Raw genomic sequence first — 19,801 nt, 5'->3', positions numbered from 1 at the left:
CCGTGCGCTTCCGGCACCCCGACGGGTCCACCGTCCATCTCGCCTACTGCACCAACGTGCATCCCGCCGAGACCCTCGAGGGGGTGCTGGCCCAGCTGCGGGAGCACTGCGAGCCGGTCCGGCGCAGGCTGGGCCGCGACCGGCTGGGCATCGGTCTGTGGCTGGCCCGTGACGCCGCCCACGCCCTGGTCACCGACCCCGCGGCCCTGCGCGCCCTGCGCGGCGAGCTGGAGCGGCGGGGACTGGAGGTCGTCACCCTCAACGGCTTCCCCTACGAGGGATTCGGCGCGGAGGAGGTCAAGTACCGTGTCTACACGCCGGACTGGGCCGACCCCGAGCGCCTGGAGCACACGACATCGCTGGCGCGGGTCCTGGCGGGGCTGCTGCCCGACGACGTCACCGAGGGCACCATCTCCACGCTGCCGCTGGCCTGGCGCACCGCCTACGGCCAGGCCCGCGCCGACCAGGCCCGCGCCGCGCTGCTCACCCTCGCCGAACGCCTCGACGCCCTGGAGGAGCTGACCGGCCGCTCGGTGCGCATCGGCCTGGAACCCGAGCCGGGCTGCGTGGTGGAGACCACCCGTGACGCGATCGCGCCGCTGACCGCCGTCGGCCACGACCGCATCGGTGTCTGTGTCGACACCTGCCACCTGGCCACCTCCTTCGAGGACCCGGACACCGCCCTGGACGCCCTGACCGCCGCCCGCATCCCGGTCGTCAAGTCCCAGCTGTCCGCCGCCCTGCACGCCGAGCAGCCCGCCCTTCCCGAAGTCCGCCGGGCACTCGCCGCCTTCGCGGAGCCGCGGTTCCTGCACCAGACCCGCACCACCACCCCCAGCGGCGCCCTGCACGGCACCGACGACCTCGACGAGGCCCTCGCGGGTGACGCACTGCCGAACGCCGGACCCTGGCGCGCCCACTTCCACGTCCCCCTCCACGCGGCCCCCGCCCCGCCGCTGACCTCGACGACGGAGGTCCTCAAAGCCGTGCTGGCCCGCCTGGTGGGCGGCCCGCACCCCCTCACCCGGCATCTCGAGGTGGAGACCTACACCTGGCAGGCCCTCCCGCCCGAGCTGCGGCCCCGCGCCCGCGCGCAGCTCACCGACGGTATCGCCGCCGAGCTGACCCTGGCCCGCGACCTGCTGACCGACCTCGGCCTGAAGGAACTGCCATGACCGATCCTCTCCAGACCGATGCCGGCCGCGATGGTCGCCCGACCCCGCTCCTCGTCCTGGACGTCGTGGGCCTCACCCCCCGCCTGCTGGACCACATGCCCCACCTCAAGCAACTCGCCCAGGCCGGCTCCCGCGCCCCCCTCGGCACCGTCCTGCCGGCGGTGACGTGTGCCGCCCAGTCGACGTTTTTGACCGGCACGCACCCTGCCGAGCACGGCATCGTCGGCAACGGCTGGTACTTCCGCGAGCTCGGCGATGTCCTGCTGTGGCGCCAGCACAACGGCCTGGTCGCCGGCGACAAACTCTGGGACGCCGCCCGCCGCGCCCACCCCGGCTACACCGTCGCCAACATCTGCTGGTGGTACGCGATGGGCGCCGACACCGACTTCACCGTCACCCCCCGCCCCGTCTACTACGCCGACGGCCGCAAGGAACCCGACTGCTACACCCGGCCCCCCGCCCTGCACGACGAACTCACCGGCAAACTCGGCACCTTCCCCCTCTTCCACTTCTGGGGACCGGGCGCCGACCTCGTCTCCAGCCAGTGGATCATCGACGCCACCCGCCACATCATGGCCACCCGCCACCCCGACCTCACCCTCACCTACCTGCCCCACCTCGACTACGACCTCCAGCGCTACGGCCCCCACGACGCCCGCTCCCTGAAAGCCGCCGCCGACCTCGACGCCGCCCTCGCCCCGCTGCTGGACGACGCCCGCGCCCAGCAACGCACCGTGGTGGTGCTGTCCGAGTACGGCATCACCCCCGTCACCCGGCCCGTCGACATCAACCGCGCCCTGCGCCGGGCGGGGCTGCTGGAGGTCCACACCCAGGACGGTATGGAATACCTCGACCCGATGGCCTCCCGCGCCTTCGCCGTCGCCGACCACCAGATCGCCCACGTCTACGTCCGCCGCCCCGAAGACCTCGACGCCACCCGCGCCGCCCTGACCGGCCTGCCCGGCATCGAGCAGCTCCTGGACGACGAGGGCAAGAAGGCCCACCACCTCGACCACCCCCGCGCGGGCGAACTCGTCGCCGTCGCCGAGCCCGACGCCTGGTTCACGTACTACTACTGGCTCGACGACCGGCGTGCGCCCGACTTCGCGCAGCTCGTCGAGATCCACCGCAAACCCGGCTACGACCCCGTCGAGCTGTTCATGGACCCCCACGACCCCTACGTCAAGGTCAAAGCCGCCGGCGCCCTGGCCCGCAAGAAACTCGGCATGCGCTACCGCATGGCCGTCGTCCCCCTGGACCCCGCACCCATCCGCGGCAGCCACGGCCGCCTCCCCGCCGGCGACGACGACGGACCACTCCTGCTGTGCTCCACCCCCCACGCCCTCGGCGACCGCGTCGCGGCCACCGAAGTGAAACAACTCCTCCTCCAGCTCGCCGGAATCGGCTGACACACCACCACCTTCGGCCCGAGCGGCTCGACCCGGTTCCCATCACCGCTCAGGGCCCGGTCGAGAAGGCCGAACGACCATCTGAGGCATCCCGGTTGTGGCCAGAAGACTCACCCAAAGGGGTTCGAGCTCATGAAAAAAATCGCTTCGCCGGCCGCGCTGTCCGGGCGCGCCGAGCGGATCGCCCAGCGCGACCGTTCCGACGCCTGGAAGAAGCCGCCGCGGCGCATCGAGAAGTCCGAGTGCATCACGTGCGACACGTGCCTGCGCAGCTGCCCCGCTGAGTTCGGTGCCATCTTCGACCGCGGCCTGGACGTAGTGATCATCCCCGAGCTGTGCTCGGGCTGCCCCGCCTGCGTGCTGGAGTGCCCCGTGGACTGCATCTACGTCGACGAGGACTGGACGCCGACCGACGACGCCATGTGGAACCACATCGAGCTCACCGCAAAGGGTGCGTGATGAATGCCTTGCCCGAGCGCGGGGAGTCCCGCCGTGCCGCCAACGCCCGCAAGCGGGTCAGCCGCCGGCCCAGCCGTCTCGGCCTGGTCGCGGGAGCCACACTCAAGCCCGACCGGGTACGGGAGGCCGACGCCGGCTTCCCGGGCCTGCTCAAGCGGGCCTGGCAGCGTGCCGAAGAGGCCGATGACCTGCGGTCGTTCGTCGAGGTGCTGCTGACCCTGGACGGCCACGTACCGGCCGACGTCCAGCTGCGGGCGCTCAGCGCGCCCGAGGAGGCGGCGCTGGCCACCCTGTGCGGCCTGACCTGGCGCACCCAGGAGACCACCACCACCGCCGCGGATGCGGGCGCGGACGGCGACGGCGGCCCGGAGCCCGTCTTCCTCGGCGAGATCGCCCTGGCCACCAGCGGCCGTGTCGTCCTGCGCGTCCCCTCCCAGGCGCCGCTCAAGGCCGACCAGCTGGTGGGCGGCGTACGCCGCGTGCCCTGGACCCAGGCCGACCTCGACGGCTACCGGGAGTATCTGCGCCGCGCCGAGGTGCGGGTGGCCGAGACCGTCGCCGACTGCCGCCGCTGGCTGGACGCCCAAGGGCCCCAGGGCCGTGACGCGCTGCTGGAGCAGGCCAAGGAGGCGGCGCTGCGCACCGCGCCGTTCGTGCTCTACCAGCAGGGCAGGCAGTACACGAACTTCCGCGACCACAACACCCTCACCGGCAAGACGCTGTGGCCGGGCCACCCCGACTGCGCCCTGAGCAGCCTGCAGGGCCTGCCGCTGGAACTGTGGTCCGACCACGACGCGCAGCTGCTGGTCTGCCTCACCCTGCTCGTCCGCTCGGCCGGCCCCGGCCGCGTCGAGGAGGCCAACGGCACCCAGCTCACCGTCGACCACCTCGCCCACATGCTGGAACGCATCCGGCTCGGCTACAACGCCGCCCTGGGCCGTGAGCAGGTGCCGCCCGCCGCCTCCACGTCGGTGGCCGACCTCAACGACCTGGCCGTCGCCCTGCGCACGCACCGGGCGGAGGTCGCCGGCCACGCCCAGCTCTACCGCGAGATCCACGGCGCCCTCATGCACAAGATCGAGAAGGTGGCCCGGCCCTACGCCGATGCGGCCAGGGCCCGCGAGGATGCGGTGGTGGCCCGGCTCACCGACCGGCTGCCGCTGACCGGTGACACCCTTCAGGAACTGGGCCGGGAACTGGCCGCCGCCCCGCACTGGCTCGCCGCCCCGCACGGCGACTTCGCGACCGGACTGGAAGCGCTGGTGTACGCCTCGGCCGGCGCCGCCACCGAGGCGTTCGACGCCGACTTCGCGATGAGCCGCGGCATGCGCTCCCTGCCCGACCTGATCAGCGCGCTGCGCGAGGAGCGGTGGGCGGAGATCTGCGACTGGGAGATCACCCGCTTCTTCTGCTGCGTGGTGCCCGACCCGTCCGCCGCCCGGCACTTCGGCGGCTCCACCGCCGCCCTCGCCGACGCCGCCTGGGCGATGTCCTCGCGCATGCAGTACAACTCCTGGCACTTCATCGCCGGGAACCTGCCCAAGGGCCCCGAGGTCGTCGACCGCGACCACTTCGTGCCGCCCACCATCCCCGACGTCGCCTTCTACTCCGACCAGCACCACCACGGGCACGTCAACAACAACGTGCGGTTCTCCATCCGGTCGCCGCAGTCCGTCGTGGTGGACGGCCGCCGCTTCAACGGCTTCGTCGACCTGCGGCTGCTGCGCTGCGACGGCACCCCCTTCGACGAGCAGGACCTGCTCGCCGCACACCGGGTGTCCGCGTTCACCGCACAGGCCACCGGCCTGGCCGCCGAACTGGCCGCGGCGGGCGAGGAAGTGGAGGTCACCGCCTTCGACTCCCCGTGGCACTGGTCGGCCGTCACCGGCCAGGACAAGCCCGCCAGCCGCGCGTCCTGACCGCACCCCCCCAGCCGCCCGGCGGGTCCTTCCCCCGCCCCGCCGGGCACACGGCCACCCCAGCACCGTCCGCAGCGCCCCTGGACGCCCCCAGGCAGTACAGGAGCAGAAGGGAGTGAGCGATGACCGCCCGCGGCATCCGCCGGACCAAGGAGCTGCTGTCCCGCCGGGAGCTCACCGCCGTCGAACACGTCCACCAGGTGCTGTCGGCCATCCGCGAGCGGGACCACCTGGACGCGTACGTGGCCGTCGCGGGCGACGAGGCGCTGAAGGCGGCCGAACACGCGGACGCCCTGATCCGCGAACGCGGCCGCGAGGCCTGGTGGGACCTGCCCCTGCTGGGCGTGACGGTCTCCGTCAAGGACCTGCTGCAGACCCGCGACCTGCCCACCACGCGAGGCTCCCTGCTGCCCAACACCCGGCCCGCGCAGGACGCCCCGGCCGTGGCCCGGCTGCGCGCGGCCGGCGCGATCGTCGTCGGCAAGACCAGCACCTCCGAGTTCGGCTGGAGCGCCTCCACCGTGGGCCGCGTCGCCCCGCCCACCCGCAACCCCTACGACCCGCGCCTGACCGCCGGCGGCTCCAGCGGCGGAGCCGCCGCCGCCGTCGCGGCCGGCCTGTGCGAGGGCGCGCTGGGCACCGACGGCTCCGGATCGATCCGCATCCCCGCCGCGTTCTGCGGCGTCGTCGGCTACAAGCCCTCCTACGGCCGCGTGCCCTACTACCCCAACGGTGCCGACCGCCTCGCCCACCAGGGCCCCCTCGCCGCCTCCGTCGCCGACGCCGCGCTGCTCGGCCAGGTCATCGCCGGCCCCCACCCCACCGACCCCGACTCCGGTCTCGGCTCGCTGGACTCCCCGCGCGACGTGCGCTCCCTGCGCATCGGCTGGATCGAGTACGAGGGCACCGACCCGGAGATCCGCCGCGTCACCGACACCGCCCGCGACATCCTCCTGGACGAAGGCCACCACGTCGACGAGGTCGAGGTGCGCTGCAACAACCTCTACCCGGCCGTCGTCGACATCCTCGCCGCCAACGAGGCGGCCGGCACCAGCCCCCAGGACGAGCACCTCATCGACCCCGGCCGCCTGCACGTCGTACGCCACGGCCGCACCCTCAGCGGCGTCGCCGTGATCCAGGCCGAGGAGATCCGCCAGAACCTGCGCGCCACCCTGCGCTCGGTCATGGACAACTACGACCTGCTCGCCATGGCCACCGTGCCCGTCGAGCCGTTCGAGGCCGACGCCATCGGCCCCCAGTGGGCCGCCGACGCCCGCGACCTGCTGTGGCTCGCCTGGGCGCCCGCCTCCTACCCGTACAACATGACCGGCCAGCCCGCCGCGTCCCTGCCCGCCGGCCTGACCTCCGCCGGACTGCCGGCCGGGGTGCAGCTCGTCGGCCCGGTCGGCGCCGACGACCTCGTTCTGACCGTGGCCCGCCGCCTGGAGGCGATGCTGGCGCCGCTGCCGCACCCGCCCACCGACCACCTCACCCCCGCTTCCACCGGTACCACCGGCGAAAGGACGTCCTGAACCATGTATGCCCGGTCATGGTCCACGCCCGCCCGCGAAGGCAGCGTCGGGCGCCCGTCCTTCGTCACCGACCACGGACTGTGGGACGAGGAGCGCCTCGCCGCCGCCGAACGCGTCGAAGCCGCCCTCGACGACGTCGACTACGTCCGCCTCGTCTTCGGCGACCCGCACGGACTGGCCCGCTCCAAGACCCTCACCACCGACGCCTTCCGCACCGTGCTGCGCAACGGCATGAACTTCAGCCCCGGCCCGTTCCTCTTCGACACCGGACACGCCGTCGCCGTCGACTTCCTGGGCGAGCACGGCATCGGCGTCGACGAGATCTCCGGCGCGGGCAACTTCCTCCTCGTGCCCGACCCGGTCACCTTCCAGGTGCTGCCCGGACGCGGCCCGCGCACCGCCTGGGTCCTGGGCGACGAGTACCTGCGCGACGGCACCCCCCACCCGCTGTCCTCCCGGGCCGTGCTGCGCCGCGTCCTGGAGCGGTACACCGCCCTGGGCCTGGAACCCGCGCTGGGCCTGGAGGTCGAGTGGTACCTCACCCGCCGCCTGGACGACGAACCCGGCAACCAGGGCAACGGCTTCGGACTCCAGGGCCAGGCCCCGCGCGTGGCCGCGGTCAACGCCGGCTACCAGTTCAACCTCGACGCCGCCTACGACACCGTCGCCCCCATCACCGGCCCGCTCGGCCTGTACCTGCAAAAGCTCGGCCTGCCCCTGCGCTCGCTGGAACACGAGTCCGGCCCCGGCCAGGTCGAGACCACCTTCAGCCCGATGTCGGCCCTGGACACGGCCGACGCGATGCTCCTCTTCCGCACCGTCACCAAGCGGTACTGCGCCCGCCGCGGCCACCACGCCTCCTTCATGTCCCAGCCGCAGCTGGAGGCCGCCGACCCCAGCGGCTGGCACCTGAACCAGTCCGTCGTGGACACCGCCACCGGCCGCAACCTCTTCAGCGCCGAAGGCCTGTCCGGCGGCCTGTCACCCAGCGGAAAGTCCTACGCCGAAGGACTGCTGACCTGGGCACGCGAACTGTTCCTGCTGTCCGTGCCCACCGTCAACGGCTACCGGCGCCTGGCCGCCGAACACGCCCTCGCACCCACCCGCCTGGGCTGGAGCTTCGAGGACCGCACCGCGATGCTGCGGGTCGTGGGCAACGGAGCGGGCGCCCACATCGAGAACCGGATGGGCGAGCCCTGCGCCAACCCCTACCTGAACATCGCCGCCCAGCTGTTCGCCGGACTCGAGGGCCTGCAGGCACAGCCCACCGACCCCGGCCCCGCCGCTCCCGCCGGCCCGCCCCAGCCGCAGACCGTGCCCCAGTCCCTGGAGGAGGCCCTGGACGCCTTCCGCGCCGGCCGCGCCGCCCGGCTCCTGGGAGCACCCCTGGCCGCCTGCATGACCAAGCTCAAGGAGAGCGAACTGCGGCGCTACACCGCCTGGAGCAGCGAACACCCGCCCGTGCCCGGACAGGTCACCGACTGGGAGCAGCGTGAGTACTTCGGCGCGTACTGACCCCCCGGGCGCCCGCGACACCACCCCCCTGGTGTCCCGGGCGCCCGGCCCGCTCCCGTCCACCCCTCCTCCCTCGACGAAGGCCCACCGATGATTCCTCGCTACACGCTGCCCGAGATGGCGGACCTGTTCGCGGACCAGTCCCGCTACGCGACCTGGGTCAAGGTCGAGATCCTCGCCTCCGAGGCACAGGCCCGCCTGGGCCTGGTCCCCGAGCGGGCCGTGCAGGACATGCGCCGCGCCCGGGTGCCGCTGGCCGCACGCGTCGCCGAGATCGAGAAGGAACGCGACCACGAGGTCCTGTCCTTCCTCGCCGCCTACTGCGAGGACATCCCCGAGGACTCCGCCCGCTGGGTCCACCACGGCATGACCAGCTACGACCTCGTCGACACCGCCCTGGGCCACACCCTGGCCCGCGCCACCGACCTGCTCCTGGCCGCCGCCCGCCGCCTGCGCACCACCCTGGTCACCCGCGCCCTGGAGCACTGGGACACCGCCATGGTGGGCCGCACCCACGGCGTCCACGCCGAACCCACCACCTTCGGCCACAAACTCGGCGTCCACGCCTTCGCCGTCCACCGCTCCCTGGCCCGGCTCACCGCCGCCCGCGAAGCCGTCGCCGTGGGCACCGTCTCCGGCTCCGTGGGCACCTACGCCCTCATCGACCCCGCCGTCGAACGCCACGTCTGCGACGCCCTGGGCCTGGGCATCGAACCGGTGCCCAGCCAGGTCGTCGCCCGCGACCGGCACGCCCAGCTGATGCAGGCCGTCGCCGCGCTGGGCGCCTGCATCGAACAGATCGCCCTCGAACTGCGGCTGCTGCAGCGCACCGAGGTCCGCGAGGTCGAAGAACACCGCACCGGCGCCTACCAGGGCTCCAGCGCCATGCCCCACAAACGCAACCCCACCACCAGCGAGCGGCTGTGCGGACTGGCCCGGCTGCTGCGCGGCTACGCCGACACCGCCCTGGAGAACGTCGCCCTGTGGCACGAACGCGACCTCGCCCACCAGTCCGTGGAACGCGTCATCCTGCCCGACAGCCTGTCCGTGGGACACTTCCAGACGGTCGCGGCCACCGACCTGATCGACACCCTCACCGTGCACCCCGACCGGATGCGCGCCCACATCGACACCACCGACGGCCTCGTCCACAGCTCCCGGGTCCTGGCCGACCTCCTCACCCGCGGGGTGGAACGCGAGCACGCCTACCGTTCGGTGCAGGCCGCCGCCACCCACACCCTCACCACCGGCGAGCACTTCGCCACCGGCCTGGCCCGCCAGGGCATCGACCCCGGAAGCCTCGAGGCCGAACGCTTCCTCACCCGACACGACGTGATCCGCACCCGATTGGAGACCCTCCGTGAACTGGACGACTGAGCGGACCGAAGGCAAGGACCTGGACCTGGACGAGGTGCTCGCCGTCTACCGCTCGTCCGGACTGGGCCAGCGGCGGCCCGTGGAGGACCGCGACCGCATGGCCGCGATGCTCGCCGGCGCCAACCTCGTCCTGGTCGCCCGCGACACCGACGGCACCCTGCTCGGCATCGCCCGCAGCATCTCCGACTTCTCCTACGTCACCTACCTGTCCGACATCGCCGTCACCGGCCGCCTCCAGCGCTCCGGCATCGGCCGCGCCCTGATCGACGCCACCCGCAAGGAAGCCCCCACCGCGAAGATCGTGCTGCTGTCGGCGCCCGCGGCCACCGACTACTACCCCCACATCGGCTTCACCCGCCACAACTCCGCCTGGGTCCTCAACCCGTGACCCCCGCCCGGCACCCCGGCCGCCCCTCGACGCGCTCCGGGCCGGGGCTGTACCGGGGCTCGACCACCGGTTTGTAGCGTCCAGGTGGGGTGTACGACAGGGACCGGACCCCCGGGTCCGGTCCCTCGCGCCCCGCCCACGGACGTGCATGACCTTTGGGGGAGGCATGAGCCAGATGTCGCTACCGACGCTGCCGGACCTGCGGACACCCGCGGCGCAGCTGATCCGGCTGGTCCAGGACGGCGCGGCGCCCGCCGCCCCGGCCCCCGGCGGCCGCCGCATCCTCGTCGTGGACGCCGACGTCGACCCCGCCGACTCCCTGGTGACCCAGCTGCGCCGCTACGGCCACGAGCCCCTCGCCGTGCAGTGCGGCAGCCAGGCCCTGCAGGCCCACGCCGACGCCGACCTGGTGCTGCTCGCCCTGGAGCTGCCCGACCTGGACGGGCTGGAGGTGTGCCGCGCCATCCGCGCCGTCAGCCGGGTCCCCGTCGTCATCGTCACCGCCCGCCAGTCCGAACTGGACTGCGTCCTGGGTCTGCAGGCCGGCGCCGACGACTACGTGACCAAGCCCTACGGGCTGCGCGAACTGATGGCCCGCATCGAAGCCGTCATGCGCCGCGCCCACTGGCAGCCGGCCGCCCGCAGGTACATCCGCCGCGGGCGCCTGCACATCGACGTCAACTCCCGCGAGGTCACCGTGGACGGCAGCGGGATACCGCTGACCCGCAAGGAGTTCGATCTGCTGTGTCTGCTCGCCTCGCACCCCGACACCGTCATCCCGCGCAAACAGCTCCTCAAGCAGGTCTGGGGCGACTCCTGGTCCCAGCGCACCGTCGACACCCACGTCAGCAGCCTGCGCGGCAAACTCGGCGGCAGCGGATGGATCGTCACCGTCCGCGGCGTCGGCTTCAAACTGGGCGCCGGATAACCACCGCCGCCCTGGGGCCCACCGGCCGGGGGACACGGTGACCACCTTCGACGACACCTCCGCCGTAGCCGCCCACGGACCGGCGGCCCGCCGCTCCTCCGTACGCGTACTGCTCGTCCCGCTGATCCTCGCGATAATGCTCTCCCAGCTCGACAACATGATCGTCGCCACCGCCCTGCCCACCGTCACCGCCGAACTCGGCGGCCTGGAACACGTCTCCTGGGTGGTCACCGCCTACACCCTGGCCACCGCCGCCTCCACCCCCCTGTGGGGCCGCCTGGGCGACACCCGGGGCCGCAAGGGCGTCCTGCTCGCCGCGATCACCGTCTTCCTCATCGGCTCCGCACTCAGCGGAGCCGCCCAGAGCATGGGCCAGCTGATCGGCTTCCGCGCCCTGCAGGGACTGGGCGCCGGCGGCCTGATGGCCGGCGTCATGGCGACCGTGGCGGAACTGGTCCCGCCCCGCGAACGCGGCCGCTACCAGGGCATGATCTCCGCGGCGATGGCGATCGCGATGATCGGCGGCCCACTGGCCGGCGGCGCGGTCACCGACCACCTCGGCTGGCGCTGGGCGTTCTACCTCAACCTGCCCCTGGGCCTGCTCGCCCTGACGATGATCTGGCTGCTGCTGCGGCTGCCCGAACGCCGCTCCACCGCCCGCCTGGACCACCTGGGCGCCGCCCTGCTGATGACCGGCATCACCGCGGCCGTCCTCCTCACCACCTGGGGCGGCACCCGCTACGCCTGGGACTCGGCCCCCACCCTCGCCCTCGGCGCGACGGCCGGCGCCGCCCTGTGGGCCTTCATCCGCCGCCAGCACCGCACCGCCCACCCGATCATGCCCCCGCACATGTTCCGCGTCCGCAACTTCACCCTGATGTCCGTGATCGGCTTCCTGACCGGCTTCGTGCTCTTCGGCGCCCTGCTGTTCCTGCCGCTGTACCAGCAGGCCGTCCAGGGCGCCTCGGCGACCAACTCCGGACTGCTGCTCCTGCCGATGCTGGCCGCGATGATCGCCACCTCGCTGGCGGCGGGCCGCACCGCCACGGTCAGCGGCCGCTACAAGATGTTCCCGGTGGCCGGCGGCGCCCTGCTCACCGCCGGCACCTGGCTGCTGTCACGGATGGACACCACCACCTCCCGGCCCACCGCCGCCCTGTACATGGCGGTGCTCGGCGCGGGACTGGGCTTCCTCACCCAGATCGTCACCGTCGTCGCGCAGAACAGCGTCGAGGCACACGACCTGGGCGCCGCGTCCGCGGCCATCACCCTCTTCCGCACCCTGGGCAGCTGCCTGGGCGTCGCGGTCATGGGCACCCTGTTCAACCGCGAGGTGCAGCGGGTGATGGCCGAACGCGCCCCCGGCCGCCCCGCCCTGGACAACGCCCAGCTGGACGCGGCCGGCCTGGCCCGCCTGGAACCCGCCCTCCACGAGGCCTACCGCCACGCGACCGCCGCCGGCACCCACGCCGCGTTCGTGCTCAGCGCCCTCGCCGGGATGGCCGTGTGCGCCGCCGCGCTGCTCGTACGGGAGGTCGCCCTGCGCAGGACCGCACAGCCCACCGGCCGGCCCGCCCGCCCGCAACCCGACGGGAGCCGCTGAGCGGGACCGGCCCCTCAAGCGGTCCTCGAGCCCCACCGCCCTGGCGGGAAGAGCCTCCAGCATTCCTCAAGGCCCCTTCGTCCGCGCTCCTGTGTACTGGCCGCGGCCCACGGGACCCCCCACCGGAATCCGTGTCCGGCCATGGCCTGCCCCTGCGAAACGGGAGTTTCCATGAGCGATCCGGCGCAGAGCCCGGGCGCCCGCATGTACGAGGAGTTCGTCGCCATCCACGCGGTGCTGCGGCGCGGCACGCGCCTGGTGGTGGACGCCTACGAACGCCTCGCCGACGGCCACGCCGTCGACACCGCGACGCTGGCCGAGGCCGGCAGGTGGCTGCTCGCCTTCACCCACGCCCACCACAAGGCGGAGGACGACCTGTTCTGGCCCGTGCTCCAGGGGCTGTATCCCGACGCGCACGCACAGCTCAAGGAGCTGTCCGAGGACCACGCGGTCCTCGACGGAAGGCTGAACGCCCTGGAAAGGGCCGTCGAGGACCTCGCGACGGCCACGACGGCAGGGCGGGCCACCGCCGGGACGGACGGCGCCCACGAGGGCGCCGAGGCCGCCCGGCAGGTCCACCAGGTGCTCGACGCGCACCTGAGGGCCGAGGAGGCCGTGGTGGAGGACCTGTTCCCGCAGGTTCCCGCCGACGACATCGACCGGCTGCGCGAGGCGTTCATCCAGGGCTCCCCCCGCTTCGGTGTGCACTTCCTGTTCGGGCTGCTCGACGACCCCGAACCGGCCCGCGGCCGGGACCTGCTGATCGAGAACTTCCCGCCGCAGCTGCGTGCCGCCGCACCCCAGATGACCGGCCGCTACGAGGACAGCAAGCAGGGACTGCGGGGTGGGCCCGCAGGAATTTCCAGCTGACCGGTCACATCCACCGGTCCCCGTTCGTCAAAGCACCGACGGACGCCCACTCCGGCCGCCGGGACCATCCCCGGCGGCTGTCCCAGCGGCTCCCACCAGCACCGCTCTGGCGGGTGGAACCGCGTTCGATGACCCGATCCTGCACCTTTTTGAGGAGTAATCGATGGCTGCCTCCGACGCCACCACGGCCCGGTCAGCACCAGGGGCGGGCCTCAGCCCCGGGCTGATCCTGGCATTCGTCTGCATGGGCCAGTTCATGGTCTTCACCGATGTGTCGATCGTGAACCTCGCCCTGCCGTCCATCCAGGAGGGCCTCGGCATGTCCGAGGTCAGCCTGAACTACATCGTCACGGCCTACGCGACCGTCCTGGGCGGCTTCCTGCTGCTGGGCGGGCGCCTGGCGGACACCTTCGGCCGCCGCCGGCTCATCCAGGTCGGCTTCGTCATCTTCGCCCTGGCGTCGCTGACCTCCGGCCTCGCCGACAGCGGCACGATGCTCATCGCCTCCCGCGCCGTCCAGGGCTTCGGCGCGGCACTGATCACCCCCGCCGCCCTGGCGATCCTGACCAACACCTTCGCCGAGGGCCCCGAGCGCAACAAGGCGCTGGGCGTGTGGGGCTCGCTGTCCGGTATCGCCTCCATCGTCGGCGTGATCCTCGGCGGCGTCCTCGCCGACACCTGGGGCTGGGAGTGGATCTTCTGGATCAACGTGCCGATCGGCCTGACCGCCGCCGTCCTGGCGCCGCGCATCCTGCCCGAGAGCAAGGCCGAGGACCGCGGCAAGTTCGACACCGTCGGAGCGGTCACCCTCACCGCCGGCCTGCTGCTGCTGATCTTCACCCTCGGTGAGGCCACCACCGTCGGCTGGGACACCTTCCGCACCATCGGCTCGCTGGTCGGCGTCGTCGCCCTGCTGACGGCCTTCGTCGTCATCGAGGCCAAGGTCGCCTCGCCGATGATGCCGCTGCGCATCTTCCGGCTGAAGACCATGCGGGTCGCCAACATCTCCGCCGTGCTGGTCTTCGGCACCTTCGGCTCGCTGTTCTTCTTCGCCAGCCTCTTCATGCAGCAGGCGTTCGGCTACTCGCCCCTCAAGGCGGGCTTCGCCTACGTCCCGCTCGCCTTCTCCGTCGCGGCCGGCGCGGGCATCGCCTCGGCCATGGTCACCAAGATGGCGGCCCGCCCGGTCGTGATGATGGGCCTCACGCTCACCGTCGCCGGTCTGCTGCTGATGTGGCGGGCCCCCGCCGACGGCAGCTACGCCGTCGACCTGCTCGCCCCCTTCATCCTGCTCGGCCTCGGCTGCGGCATGGTCTTCGTAACCCTGCAGATCGCCGCGTTCGTCGGCGTCACCGACGAGGACGCGGGCGTCGGCGCCGGCCTGATCAACACCAGCCAGGAAGCCGGCGGCGCGCTCGGCCTGGCCGTCGTGGCGACCATCGCCTACAGCGGCATGAGCTCCGAGATGGCCGCGACCGGCGGCAACCCCGACCTGATCACCGAGGTCCACGAGGCCGCCAACCACGACGCGTTCCTCTCCGGCGCCCTGCTCGGCACGGTCGCGCTGCTGGTGGTGACCTTCATGATGCCCCGCGGCAAGCAGTCCATGAGCTCGGGCCCGGCCGAGGCCGGCGAGGGCCCCGCCCTGGTGAAGGCCGACGCGGAGAAGTAACCCCACCCACCGGGCCGCACCAAGGCCCCCAGACACGGCCCCGCCGGCCATCCCCCGAACCGGCGGGGCCGTCCCACGCCCCGGTACCGCCCCACACCCGGGCACCGCCCCGCACCCCGGCACCGCCCCGCACGCGAGCACCGCAGCGCGCCGCGAGCGCCCCGGCACCGCCCCCGGGCGCCGCCCCGCGCCCCGGCGCCGCCCCGCTCCGTCCCGCGCTTGGGGTACCTCATCACCGCCCCGCGCCCGGGCACCGCAGCGCGCCGCGGGCACCCCGGTGCCGTCCCACCCCCGGGCACCGCCGCGCAGCCCGATCGCCCCGGCACCGCCCCGCACCGTCCCGCGCCGCGGGCACCCCAGCGCCGCCCCGCACCCGGGCGCTGCCGGGCACTCTGGCACCGTTCCGCAGCCGGGCGCCGCGAGCGCCCCGGCGCCGTCCCGTATCCGGGTACCGTCCCGCGCTCGGGGCACCTCATCACCGCCCCCATCCCAGCGCCGCCGCGCACCCCAGCACCGCCCCGCATCCAGCGCCGCCGCGCACCCCGGCGCCGTTCCGCGCACCCGGGCACCCCAGCGCCGTCCCGGCGCCGTCCTGCTACACGGGCACCCCAGCGCCGCCCCGCATCTCAGCGCCGCCGCGCACCGGCACCGGTCCGCGCTCCGGGCACCGCCTCGCACCTCGAGTGCCTCGGCACCGCCTCGCACCTCGGGTGCCCCGGCACCGCCTCGCACCGCCCCGGCGCCCACCCGCACAGCCCCGCTCCCGGAGCCCGCGCCGGCCGCCGCCCGGCCTCAGCCCGCCGGCGCCCGGAGCGGACCCGCCCGCCTCGCGGAGCGCCCCGGCCGCACACCTGCCCGCAGCCTCTGGCCCGCCCTGCCGGACCGGCGAGACCACCGCGGACCCGTACCCCGGCGGTGCCCTCCGTGCTCACGGCGGAGCCGTCACCCCCGGCCCCTTCGCCGCCCACAGGCCTCCGAAGACGGCCCGCCCACAGCCGTCACGCCTGACCCCCTTTCCGTCCGCCTGCTGCCGTTGCGGCCCCGCACCCGCCGGAACCGGCGAGACACCACACGCCCGCCCCCGGACGATGCCCTCCCGCACGCCCACACCCAGGCCGAGCCGTCCCGCACCTCCCGGCCGCCGCACGCCCACACCCACGGCGGCCCCCTCCCGCCCCAGGTCCGCCGCACGCGCCCGCCCCCGCGCAGAGCCCTCCCGCCCCCGCGCAGAGCCCCGTCACACCCCCGGCGGAGCCGTCCCGCACCCCCGGCGGAGCCGTCCCGCAGGGCTCCGCCCCCGCCCCGCCCCCGCCCCGCCCGCGGCGCGCCCCGCGGTGCGGCAGGCCGCCTTTGAGACGCCCTGCACTCCGCCTGCAGCGCCGCTCGATCGACGAGGTCTTTCCTGGTCCCTGGCTGCCGCCGCGCACACGGGAGCGGTCCCCAAACGATCTGCGTGAGGAGTACGTCATGGCAAAGGGCGCGATAGTCGTCGGCGCCGGGCCGGTCGGACTGATGCTCGCCGGCGAGCTGCGGCTCGGCGGCGTGGACGTGGTGGTCTACGACAAACTGCCCGCCCCCAGCGGGGAATCGCGTGGCCTGGGCTTCACCAGCCGCACCGCCGAGGTCCTCGACCAGCGCGGGCTGCTCACCGAACTGGGCGACTTCCGCTGGGGCCAGCACGGCCACTTCGGCGGCGTACGCATCGACTTCACGCTGCTGGAGGAGAGCCACTTCGGCGTGATGGGCCTGCCCCAGTCCCGCACCGAGCAGCTGCTCGGCGACTGGGTGGCCCGCCTGGGCGTGCCCGTGCACCGCGGCTGCGAGGTCACCGGCTTCGAGGAGACCGACGACGGCGTCCTCGTGCGCTACGACGGCCCCGAGGGCCCCGGCGAGGACAGCGCCCAGTACCTGATCGGCTGCGACGGCGGCCGCAGCACCGTACGCCGCCTGGCCGGCATCGCCTTCACGGGCGACGCGGCGACCCGCGGCATGTACCTCGCGGACGTCACCGGCGCCGGCATCCGCCCGCGGCCCATCGGTGAACGCGTCGAGGGCGGCGGCATGGTCCTGTCGGTCGGCCTGGGCGACGGCTACGACCGGATCGTCATCCACGAGCCCGGCATCCGCCCCCACCACGGCGAGGGCACGCTGACCTTCACCGAGGTCGCCGACGCCTGGCAGCGCCTGACCGGCGAGTCCATCCACCACGGCCAGACCCGCTGGATGACCGCCCTCACCAACGCCACCGGACTCGCCGAGCGCTACCGCAGCGGCCGCGTCCTGCTGGCCGGTGACGCCGCCCACGACCACGCCCCGCTGGGCGCGCAGGGCGTGAGCGTGGGCCTCCAGGACGCCGTGAACCTCGGCTGGAAGCTGGCCGCGACGATCAACGGCTGGGCCCCCGAAGGCCTCCTGGACACCTACCACGCCGAACGGCACCCGCTGGGCGAGCAGTTGCTGCGCAACGTCCACGCCCAGTCGCTGCTCTACCTCAGCGGCCAGGAGATGGAACCGCTGCGCGCCGTCATGCGCGAACTCGTGCAGATCCCCGACGCCGCCCGCTACCTGGCCGGCCAGGTCAGCGGCCTGCACATCCGCTACGACGTCGGAGCCGGCGAGCACCCGCTGCTGGGCCTGCGCCTGCCGCCGCAGCGCGAACTGGTCCGCGCCGGCGGCACCGCCGTCCGCGTCGCCGACCTGCTGCACGGCGCACGCGGCGTGCTCATCAGCACCGGCGACCCGGCCACCGCCGAGAAGACCGCCGCCGGCTGGTCCGACCGCGTCGACGTCGTCACCGGCACCTGGAGCGAGGACGGCGGACCCGAGGCGGTGCTGCTGCGCCCCGACGGCCACGTCGTGTGGACCGCCCCCGACGGCGGCGAACCGCACGACGCCCTCACCCGCTGGTTCGGCACCGCCACCACCTGAGCCGGCCCCCGCCCGCAGCCCCGCCCGCAGCACCGCGGCGGCCCCGCCGGCCCCCCGGCCGGCCGCCGCGGGGCCGCCGCGGCCGGGTGCCGCACCGCCGGACCGCGCCCCGCACCCCCCGACCCCGGAAAGGCCCTGTCATGACCGTCCTCGTCACCGGCAGCCGAGGCAAGGTCGGCTCCCTGCTCGTGCAGATCCTGCACGAGCGGGGCGTCGCCGTCCGCGCCGCCTCCTCCAGCCCCGAGAAGCTCTCGCCGCCCGCGGGCACCGAGACCGTACGCCTCGCGCTGGACACCCCGGCCGACTTCGCGCCCGCCCTGGACGGAGTCGACTCCGTCTTCCTGTACTGCGAGCCCGCGGCGGTCGACGCCTTCGTCGAGCAGGCCCGCACGGCCGGCGTGGAACACGTGGTGATCATGTCCGCGGACGCGGTGCTGCGCCCCGGCGCCGCCGACGACCCCATCGCCGCCCCCCACCTCGCCGTCGAACAGGCCCTGGCCGCCTCCCCCCTCACCTCCACCCCCCTGAACTGCGGCGCACTGGCCTCCAACGCGCTGCCGTGGGCGTGGTCGCTCAAGGCGCGCGGCGCGGTGGGCCTGCCCTACCCCGACAGCCACGCCGACCCGGTCAACGAGCGCGACATCGCGGAGGCGGCCTGCGCGGTCCTCACCGACCCCGCGCTGCGCGGCCGCTCCTACCACCTCACCGGCCCCCAGTCCCTCACCTTCGCCGAGCACGTCGCCGTCATCGCCGCCGCCGCGGGCCGGGACATCCCCGTCGAGCGGATCCCGCCGCAGGTGTGGCGGGCGAACAAGCCCGGCTTCATGCCGGACGACATCGCCGACGCCCTGCTGGAGCTGTGGGCGGCCAGCACCGAGCCGGTGCCGCTGACCGACCACGTCGAGCGGCTCACCGGCCACCCGGCCCGCCCCTTCACCGAGTGGGCGGCCCAGCACGCCCACGCCTTCCGCTCCTGAAACGGGCAGCACCGGCCAACCGCCACGAGGACATGGGTAGATGACGCTGAACAGACGAAAGATGCTCGCCCTGGGCACGGGCGCGACGGCCCTGGCCGTCACCGGCTCCCCGGCCGCGGCCCACCCCGGCCCGCACCCCGGCCCCGTGCCCTCGGACCGGGAACTGGCCCGCTCGCTGCCCGGCGGCTTCCGCAGCCGCCACGCGAGGGTGGGCGGCGTGCGCCTGCACTACGTCAGCGGCGGCCACGGCGAGCCCCTGCTGCTCGTGCCCGGCTGGCCGCAGACCTGGTGGGCCTACCGCAAGGTCATGCCCCAGCTCGCCCGCCGCTACCACGTCATCGCCGTCGACCTGCGCGGCATGGGCGGCTCGGACAAGCCCGCCGGCGGCTACGACAAGAAGACCATGGCGGCCGACCTGCACGCCCTGGTGCGCGGGCTGGGCCACCGGCAGGTGAACGTCGCCGGACACGACATCGGGTCCATGGTGGCGTTCGCCTTCGCCGCCAACCACCCCGAGGCCACCCGCAAGGTCGCGCTGCTGGACACCCCGCACCCCGACCAGAGCGAGTACGAGATGCGGATCCTGTGCCGGCCGGGGACCGGGACGACCCTGTGGTGGTGGGCGTTCAACCAGCTCCAGGCGCTGCCGGAACAGCTGATGCACGGCCGCATGCGGCACGTCATCGACTGGCTGTACGCCAACTCCCTGGCCGACCAGAGCCTGGTCGGCGACCTCGACCGCGACATCTACGCCAACGCCTACAACAGCCCGCAGGCCGTGCGGGCCGGCACCCGCTGGTACCAGGCCTGCCACCAGGACATCACCGACCAGGCCGGCTACGGCAAGCTGACCATGCCCGTGCTCGGCATCGGCGGCAACTTCACCTTCGAGGACCTGCGGAACAAGCTGACCGCGCAGGCCACCGACGTGCACATGGTGCGGGCGTCGAAGTCGGTGCACTACCTGCCCGAGGAGGAACCCGACGTCGTCGCCGGGGCCCTGCTCGACTTCTTCGGCTGACGCCACCTCCACGGACACGGGCCCGCCC

General features: G+C 73.8%; 15 protein-coding genes. All 15 read left to right on the top strand.

All coding sequences use genetic code 11. From position 1 onward, the window contains the following. Positions 1-2: 2 nt before the first annotated feature. The 15 genes from eboE to SAM23877_RS00650 all read left to right on the top strand — a co-directional run bounded on the left by eboE (position 3) and on the right by SAM23877_RS00650 (position 19,773). Positions 3-1,175, top strand: coding sequence for a metabolite traffic protein EboE (eboE, locus tag SAM23877_RS00720; protein ID WP_053125836.1), 1,173 nt, complete (start codon positions 3-5; stop codon positions 1,173-1,175). Beyond that, a complete protein-coding gene (locus SAM23877_RS00715; RefSeq protein ID WP_053125834.1) occupies positions 1,172-2,584 on the top strand; it encodes an alkaline phosphatase family protein in 1,413 nt (470 codons plus the stop codon). The genes eboE and SAM23877_RS00715 overlap by 4 nt, the downstream gene beginning before the upstream one ends. 132 nt (positions 2,585-2,716) lie before the next feature. Then, on the top strand, positions 2,717-3,043 hold the full coding sequence (locus SAM23877_RS00710; RefSeq protein ID WP_053125832.1) for a 4Fe-4S dicluster-binding protein: 327 nt from the start codon (positions 2,717-2,719) through the stop codon (positions 3,041-3,043). Further along, on the top strand, positions 3,043-4,962 hold the full coding sequence (locus SAM23877_RS00705; RefSeq protein ID WP_053125831.1) for a hypothetical protein: 1,920 nt from the start codon (positions 3,043-3,045) through the stop codon (positions 4,960-4,962). The genes SAM23877_RS00710 and SAM23877_RS00705 overlap by 1 nt, the downstream gene beginning before the upstream one ends. Positions 4,963-5,084: 122 nt before the next feature. After that, on the top strand, positions 5,085-6,494 hold the full coding sequence (locus tag SAM23877_RS00700) for an amidase (RefSeq protein WP_063796765.1): 1,410 nt from the start codon (positions 5,085-5,087) through the stop codon (positions 6,492-6,494). Between the two features lie 3 nt (positions 6,495-6,497). Further along, positions 6,498-8,009 carry a glutamine synthetase family protein gene (locus SAM23877_RS00695; protein WP_053125829.1) on the top strand — a complete coding sequence of 504 codons (1,512 nt, stop codon included), beginning with the start codon at positions 6,498-6,500 and terminating at the stop codon, positions 8,007-8,009. A gap of 90 nt (positions 8,010-8,099) precedes the next feature. Beyond that, positions 8,100-9,386 carry an adenylosuccinate lyase gene (gene purB / locus SAM23877_RS00690; protein WP_079029944.1) on the top strand — a complete coding sequence of 429 codons (1,287 nt, stop codon included), beginning with the start codon at positions 8,100-8,102 and terminating at the stop codon, positions 9,384-9,386. Continuing rightward, positions 9,370-9,774: a GNAT family N-acetyltransferase gene (locus SAM23877_RS00685; RefSeq protein WP_053125827.1), complete on the top strand. Its 405-nt coding sequence runs from the start codon at positions 9,370-9,372 to the stop codon at positions 9,772-9,774. Before purB ends, SAM23877_RS00685 begins: the two co-directional genes overlap by 17 nt. A gap of 166 nt (positions 9,775-9,940) precedes the next feature. Then, entirely contained in the window at positions 9,941-10,702 is a 762-nt protein-coding gene (locus tag SAM23877_RS00680) for a response regulator transcription factor (protein WP_107291830.1), read from the top strand. Between the two features lie 37 nt (positions 10,703-10,739). Then, positions 10,740-12,305: an MDR family MFS transporter gene (locus SAM23877_RS00675; RefSeq protein ID WP_053125822.1), complete on the top strand. Its 1,566-nt coding sequence runs from the start codon at positions 10,740-10,742 to the stop codon at positions 12,303-12,305. Between the two features lie 171 nt (positions 12,306-12,476). Further along, the gene (locus SAM23877_RS00670) at positions 12,477-13,175 is read left to right on the top strand and encodes a hemerythrin domain-containing protein (RefSeq protein WP_053125820.1); all 699 of its coding nucleotides are present in this window, start codon (positions 12,477-12,479) and stop codon (positions 13,173-13,175) included. A gap of 163 nt (positions 13,176-13,338) precedes the next feature. Continuing rightward, positions 13,339-14,847 (top strand): MFS transporter, encoded by a 1,509-nt coding sequence (locus SAM23877_RS00665; protein ID WP_053125818.1) that lies wholly within the window; start codon positions 13,339-13,341, stop codon positions 14,845-14,847. Between the two features lie 1,467 nt (positions 14,848-16,314). Further along, positions 16,315-17,775 carry an FAD-dependent monooxygenase gene (locus tag SAM23877_RS00660; RefSeq protein WP_053125816.1) on the top strand — a complete coding sequence of 487 codons (1,461 nt, stop codon included), beginning with the start codon at positions 16,315-16,317 and terminating at the stop codon, positions 17,773-17,775. 140 nt (positions 17,776-17,915) lie between these two features. Further along, complete coding sequence (locus tag SAM23877_RS00655) at positions 17,916-18,752, top strand: NAD(P)H-binding protein (RefSeq protein ID WP_053125814.1); 837 nt, start codon at positions 17,916-17,918, stop codon at positions 18,750-18,752. Positions 18,753-18,792: 40 nt separating this feature from the next. Continuing rightward, on the top strand, positions 18,793-19,773 hold the full coding sequence (locus tag SAM23877_RS00650; protein WP_053125812.1) for an alpha/beta fold hydrolase: 981 nt from the start codon (positions 18,793-18,795) through the stop codon (positions 19,771-19,773). The last annotated feature ends 28 nt before the right edge of the window (positions 19,774-19,801 follow it).

This window comes from Streptomyces ambofaciens ATCC 23877 (assembly GCF_001267885.1).
GTDB lineage: Bacteria > Actinomycetota > Actinomycetes > Streptomycetales > Streptomycetaceae > Streptomyces > Streptomyces ambofaciens.
Note: the sequence above shows the minus strand (reverse complement) of the source record. Positions and strands in the feature narration are given on the sequence as shown.

Bases quoted from the DNA above. Each gene is read 5' to 3' on its own strand.
- SAM23877_RS00715 (WP_053125834.1), top strand. From the start codon at position 1,172: ATGACCGATCCTCTCCAGACCGATGCCGGCCGCGATGGTCGCCCGACC.
- SAM23877_RS00710 (WP_053125832.1), top strand. From the start codon at position 2,717: ATGAAAAAAATCGCTTCGCCGGCCGCGCTGTCCGGGCGCGCCGAGCGG.
- SAM23877_RS00705 (WP_053125831.1), top strand. From the start codon at position 3,043: ATGAATGCCTTGCCCGAGCGCGGGGAGTCCCGCCGTGCCGCCAACGCC.
- SAM23877_RS00700 (WP_063796765.1), top strand. From the start codon at position 5,085: ATGACCGCCCGCGGCATCCGCCGGACCAAGGAGCTGCTGTCCCGCCGG.
- SAM23877_RS00695 (WP_053125829.1), top strand. From the start codon at position 6,498: ATGTATGCCCGGTCATGGTCCACGCCCGCCCGCGAAGGCAGCGTCGGG.
- purB (WP_079029944.1), top strand. From the start codon at position 8,100: ATGATTCCTCGCTACACGCTGCCCGAGATGGCGGACCTGTTCGCGGAC.
- SAM23877_RS00680 (WP_107291830.1), top strand. From the start codon at position 9,941: ATGAGCCAGATGTCGCTACCGACGCTGCCGGACCTGCGGACACCCGCG.
- SAM23877_RS00670 (WP_053125820.1), top strand. From the start codon at position 12,477: ATGAGCGATCCGGCGCAGAGCCCGGGCGCCCGCATGTACGAGGAGTTC.
- SAM23877_RS00665 (WP_053125818.1), top strand. From the start codon at position 13,339: ATGGCTGCCTCCGACGCCACCACGGCCCGGTCAGCACCAGGGGCGGGC.
- SAM23877_RS00660 (WP_053125816.1), top strand. From the start codon at position 16,315: ATGGCAAAGGGCGCGATAGTCGTCGGCGCCGGGCCGGTCGGACTGATG.
- SAM23877_RS00655 (WP_053125814.1), top strand. From the start codon at position 17,916: ATGACCGTCCTCGTCACCGGCAGCCGAGGCAAGGTCGGCTCCCTGCTC.
- SAM23877_RS00650 (WP_053125812.1), top strand. From the start codon at position 18,793: ATGACGCTGAACAGACGAAAGATGCTCGCCCTGGGCACGGGCGCGACG.